Here is a 4,739-nt window from a genome sequence, read left to right on the forward strand (position 1 = left end):
GCCGCGTCGGCTCGTTATGACGAGCCGACTCGGCGGGGATCTTGGTCAGGATGAGCCGACTCGGCGGGGGATGGGGTCAGTCGCCGCCGCCTCCTCCGCCGCAGCTCGAGCCACCGGAGGACGAGCTGCTGCAGGAGGAGCTGCTGCAGGAGGAGCTGCTGCACGAGTGGCGGTTGTCGCCGGAGTCGTAGGAGGAACCCGACGAGCTCGAGCTGGAGCTGCAGCTGCTGCCACCGTGGCTCCGAGGGCCTCGGCGCCGGTTGCCGCGGCCGGCGCTTAGACGATCAGACCGAGGATCGCGATGATGATCAGGGATTCCATGTGGAGCTCCGTTTCCAGGTGCGGCGGCTGAGGTGCCAGATCTGCGAGCCGAGGCCGACGGTGAGCACCCGGCGGCCGGAGATGTGGGTGAGCGCGATCCGCCGCCGGCCTTCGTAGACCTCGTGCAGGCGGAGCCAGTCGGGGCCGATGGTGGCCAGGAAGGTGCGTACGTCGTCGTGGGCGCAGCCCTGCTGCGGGCGCGGCATGGCGGGCGGCTGAGGAGCGCTTGTGGTGCAGCACCCGCGTCGTCGCGGTCGTCCCGGCGGGATCGAACCCCGGCGGCGTACGTCCGGCCAGCAGGTCGTCGAGGACCTCGCGCTGGCGCTCGGCGAGCTGGTCGCGTACCGCGCCTTGGGGGTCCACAGGAGGAGTGTGCCGGATCGCTTGGTCTGCCACTGCAATATAGAGAACTCAAAGTTGAGTGGAACAGACTCAACTTTGGTTGTGTTGAGATAGGTGCGAGTGGCAGGCACTCGCGGCAGACTCGGGTGCGTCCCCAGGAGGAGTGCAGAGACAGATGAGCCAGTTTTCGGCAGAGAAGTTCACCACCAAGGCTCGCGAGGCGATCGAGGCCGCGCAGCTTTCCGCCACGACGGCGGGCAACACCACGACCGAGCCCATCCACCTGCTCGTCGCGCTGCTGCAGCAGGACGAAGGCACCGCCACGTCGATGGTCACCAAGTCCGGTGTGGACGCCGAGGAGCTGTCGCGCGCGGCGGCCACCGCCCTCGCCGGGCTCCCGCGTGCCAGTGGGTCCACGGTGCAGCAGCCCGCTGCCTCGGGCTCGCTGACCCGTGTCCTGGCCGGGGCGATCACGCTGGCCACGTCCCTGAAGGACGACTACGCAGCCACCGAGCACCTGCTGATCTCGCTGGCCACGGTCGAGTCGTCGGCGCAGAAGGTGCTCAAGGACGCCGGGCTGACCGAGAAGGGGCTGCGCGAGTCGCTGAAGGCGGTCCGCGGCAACCGCCGGGTGACCAGCCAGGACGCCGAGGACTCCTACGAGGCCCTCGAGAAGTACTCCCAGGACCTCACCGAGGCCGCCGAGCGCGGCAAGCTCGACCCGGTCATCGGCCGTGACTCCGAGATCCGCCGGGTCATCCAGGTGCTCTCGCGGCGCACCAAGAACAACCCGGTCCTCATCGGTGAGCCCGGCGTCGGCAAGACCGCCGTCGTCGAAGGGCTCGCGCAGCGGATCATCGCCGGCGACGTACCCGACTCGTTGAAGGGGCGCCGCGTGCTCTCCCTGGACCTGGCGGCGATGGTCGCCGGGGCGCAGTTCCGTGGCCAGTTCGAGGAGCGGCTCAAGGCCGTCCTGGAGGAGATCAAGGCCGCCGAGGGCCAGGTCATCACCTTCATCGACGAGCTGCACACCGTCGTCGGCGCCGGCGCCGGCGGCGACTCCGCGATGGACGCCGGCAACATGCTCAAGCCGATGCTCGCGCGCGGCGAGCTCCACATGATCGGTGCTACCACGCTCGATGAGTACCGCGAGCGAATCGAGAAGGACCCGGCCCTGGAGCGCCGCTTCCAGCAGGTCTTCGTCGGTGAGCCGTCGGTGGAGGACACCGTGCAGATCCTGCGCGGGATCCAGGAGAAGTACGAGGCGCACCACGGTGTCCGCATCACCGATGCCGCTCTGGTGGCCGCCGCGTCCCTGTCCGACCGCTACATCACCGGCCGCCAGCTGCCCGACAAGGCGATCGACCTCATCGACGAGGCCGCGTCCCGGCTGCGGATGGAGATCGAGTCGTCTCCCGAGGAGATCGACCAGCTCCGGCGTGCCGTCGACCGGCTGAAGATGGAGGAGTTCGCGCTCTCCAAGGAGTCCGACGACGCCTCGCTGGAGCGTCACGCCGCGCTGCGCAAGGAGCTCGCCGACAAGGAGGAGCAGCTGCGCGGCCTGGAGGCTCGCTGGGAGCGGGAGAAGGCCTCTCTCGAGGGCGAAGGCGCCCTGCGCAAGCAGCTCGACGCCCTGCGCAGCGAGGCCGAGCGGCTCCAGCGCGAGGGTTCGCTGGGGGAGGCCTCGGAGATCCTCTACGGCAAGATCCCGGCGCTCGAGCAGCAGATCGCCGAGGCCGCCTCGGAGTCGGAGGAGGAGCAGGTCGCCGACCGGCTGGTCGGCGAGGAGGTCGCCGCCCAGCAGATCGCCGAGGTGGTCGAGGCCTGGACCGGCATCCCGACCGGCAAGATGCTCCAGGGTGAGCAGGCCAAGCTGCTCGAGATGGAGTCCGTCGTCGGGCAGCGGCTGATCGGGCAGAAGGCCGCGGTCACCGCGGTCGCCGACGCCGTGCGGCGCTCGCGCGCCGGGATCGCCGACCCCAACCGGCCCACCGGCTCGTTCCTGTTCCTCGGTCCGACCGGCACCGGTAAGACCGAGCTCGCCAAGTCGCTGGCCGACTTCCTCTTCGACGACGAGCGCGCGATCGTACGCATCGACATGTCGGAGTACTCCGAGAAGCACTCCGTCGCGCGGCTGGTCGGAGCGCCTCCGGGCTACGTCGGCTACGACGAGGGTGGCCAGCTCACCGAGGCGGTGCGGCGCCGTCCCTACTCGGTGGTGCTGCTCGACGAGGTGGAGAAGGCTCACCCCGAGGTCTTCGACATCCTGCTGCAGGTGCTCGACGACGGCCGGCTGACCGACGGTCAGGGCCGCACCGTCGACTTCCGCAACACGCTCCTCATCCTGACCTCCAACCTCGGCTCGGCCTTCCTGGTCGACCCGGCCATGGACCAGCACGAGAAGCACGAGTCGGTCATGGCGGTGGTCCGCGGTGCCTTCAAGCCCGAGTTCCTCAACCGCCTCGACGAGGTCGTCATGTTCGACGCCCTCTCCTTGGCCGACCTCACCAAGATCGTCGACATCCAGCTCGCCCAGCTGGAGAAGCGTCTGGCCGTACGCCGCATCTCGATCTCCGTCACCCCCGAGGCTCGGGAGTGGCTGGCCGAGACCGGCTACGACCCGGCGTACGGCGCCCGCCCGCTGCGTCGCCTCATCCAGTCCGCCATCGGCGACCCGCTCGCCCGGATGCTCATCGGCGGCGAGGTCACCGACGGTGGCGAGGTCAGCGTCGACCGCGACGGCGACGGTCTCACCCTGAAGACCTGAGGCCGAGGCGTCACCCCGGTCGGCCGAGACGTCACTCCCGTCGGCCGAGTGGGCATCCAGGTGCCCACTCGGCCGACGTACGTGTGTCTCGGCACGCGGACCGTGAACGAGGAGGCCGCGGACCCGCATGGTGGGCTAAGGTTCCGCGCCATGTCTGATCCTCATGGCTCCTTCGATGACGGCCACGACGTCGCGGTGCGGGCCCCGAACCAGTCCCAGTTCGATCCTCAGCGGGCCGCTCGGTCCGCCTCTCGGCCGAGTGGGGTGACCACTGCTGGCTGGATCACGATCATCATGTCCGGGCTGACGCTGGTGTTGACGGGGTTGGCATCGGTTGGCTTCGCACTCGCATACGTTGAGCCGGCCACATTCAGCAACACCAGCGTGCCGACGGACGACCGAGGGATGATGCTCGGGATGGCGGTCTACGCCGCTGTGTGTGCCGCACTGAGCTTGACCGCGATTCCGCTTGGCGCTCTGGTTCTTGCCGGTTCGAAGGTGGCGCGTGCGTTGTTGAGCGTGGTCGCTGTCCTCGCCGGCCTGGCGTCAGTTCCAGCGGCTGCGGGGATCCTCGGGGTCATACCGCTGGTTCTCATCGTCGGTTCCCTGATCATGCTTCACAGACGCAACGCGAACCAATGGTTCGCGGGTGTGGCTTAGGTCTGCGTGACGCCTCGGCGAATAGTCTCCTCGCATGGGAGGCGGTCGGATCATCCTGCTCAACGGGGCGTCGAGCTCGGGGAAGAGCAGCATCGGCCGCGAGCTGCTGCCGTTGCTCGAGGACCCGTGGTTCTTCGTTCCGGTCGACAGGATCAGCGGGATGCGGTCGACGGTGCACACACGCGCGCTCGACCAGGCCGAGATCGACGAGATGCTGAGGCGGACCCGCCTCGGCTATCACCGTGCGGTCGCAGCCCTGGCCTCGGTCGGCAACGACGTGATCATGGACTACCCGCTCAGCGAGACCTGGCGTCTCGACGATCTTCTCGAGGTGCTCGACGGCTACGACGTCACCCTCGTCGAGGTCTGGTGCGCGCCCGAGGAGCTCGAACGGCGTGAGGCGGCCCGTGGCGACCGTCCCACCGGCCTCGCTCGATCGCAGGCGCTCGTCTATTCGCACGGTGCGTACGACATCCGGGTCGACACCACCGCCGCCACTCCTGCCTCCTGCGCCAAGGAGATCGCCAAGGCGATGCCCACCGTCGAGACCCCCAAGGCCTTCGATCGACTCCGAAACCGCACCCGAGCCGAGACGTCACCCACGTCGGCCGAGTAGTCACGTACGTCGGTCGAGGTGTCAGCCACGTGC

At 68.8% G+C, this 4,739-nt stretch carries 5 protein-coding genes and 1 pseudogene; 4 read left to right on the forward strand and 2 right to left on the reverse strand.

The window, feature by feature from the left end; translation table 11 throughout:
* Positions 1 to 50 precede the first annotated feature (50 nt).
* Positions 51 to 191 carry a hypothetical protein gene (locus H5T77_RS25380; protein WP_292653389.1) on the forward strand — a complete coding sequence of 47 codons (141 nt, stop codon included), beginning with the start codon at positions 51 to 53 and terminating at the stop codon, positions 189 to 191.
* A 117-nt stretch (positions 192 to 308) separates the two neighbouring features.
* On the opposite strand, the gene H5T77_RS25385 is transcribed toward H5T77_RS25380, so the two are convergent.
* Positions 309 to 527 (reverse strand): hypothetical protein, encoded by a 219-nt coding sequence (locus tag H5T77_RS25385; protein ID WP_292653390.1) that lies wholly within the window; start codon positions 525 to 527, stop codon positions 309 to 311.
* Between the two features lie 46 nt (positions 528 to 573).
* Positions 574 to 717: pseudogene (locus H5T77_RS25820) on the reverse strand (hypothetical protein); the annotation flags it as partial.
* A 121-nt stretch (positions 718 to 838) separates the two neighbouring features.
* On the opposite strand from H5T77_RS25820, the gene clpB reads away from it, so the two are divergent.
* From clpB to H5T77_RS25400, 3 genes are all read left to right on the forward strand, one after another.
* Positions 839 to 3,430: an ATP-dependent chaperone ClpB gene (gene clpB / locus H5T77_RS25390; RefSeq protein ID WP_292653391.1), complete on the forward strand. Its 2,592-nt coding sequence runs from the start codon at positions 839 to 841 to the stop codon at positions 3,428 to 3,430.
* 150 nt (positions 3,431 to 3,580) lie between these two features.
* Positions 3,581 to 4,090, forward strand: a complete 510-nt coding sequence (locus H5T77_RS25395) for a hypothetical protein (protein ID WP_292653392.1) — start codon at positions 3,581 to 3,583, stop codon at positions 4,088 to 4,090.
* 34 nt (positions 4,091 to 4,124) lie between these two features.
* The gene (locus tag H5T77_RS25400; RefSeq protein ID WP_292653393.1) at positions 4,125 to 4,706 is read left to right on the forward strand and encodes a chloramphenicol phosphotransferase CPT family protein; all 582 of its coding nucleotides are present in this window, start codon (positions 4,125 to 4,127) and stop codon (positions 4,704 to 4,706) included.
* Positions 4,707 to 4,739 lie beyond the last annotated feature (33 nt).

This window comes from Nocardioides sp. (genome assembly GCF_014360585.1).
Lineage (GTDB): Bacteria > Actinomycetota > Actinomycetes > Propionibacteriales > Nocardioidaceae > Nocardioides.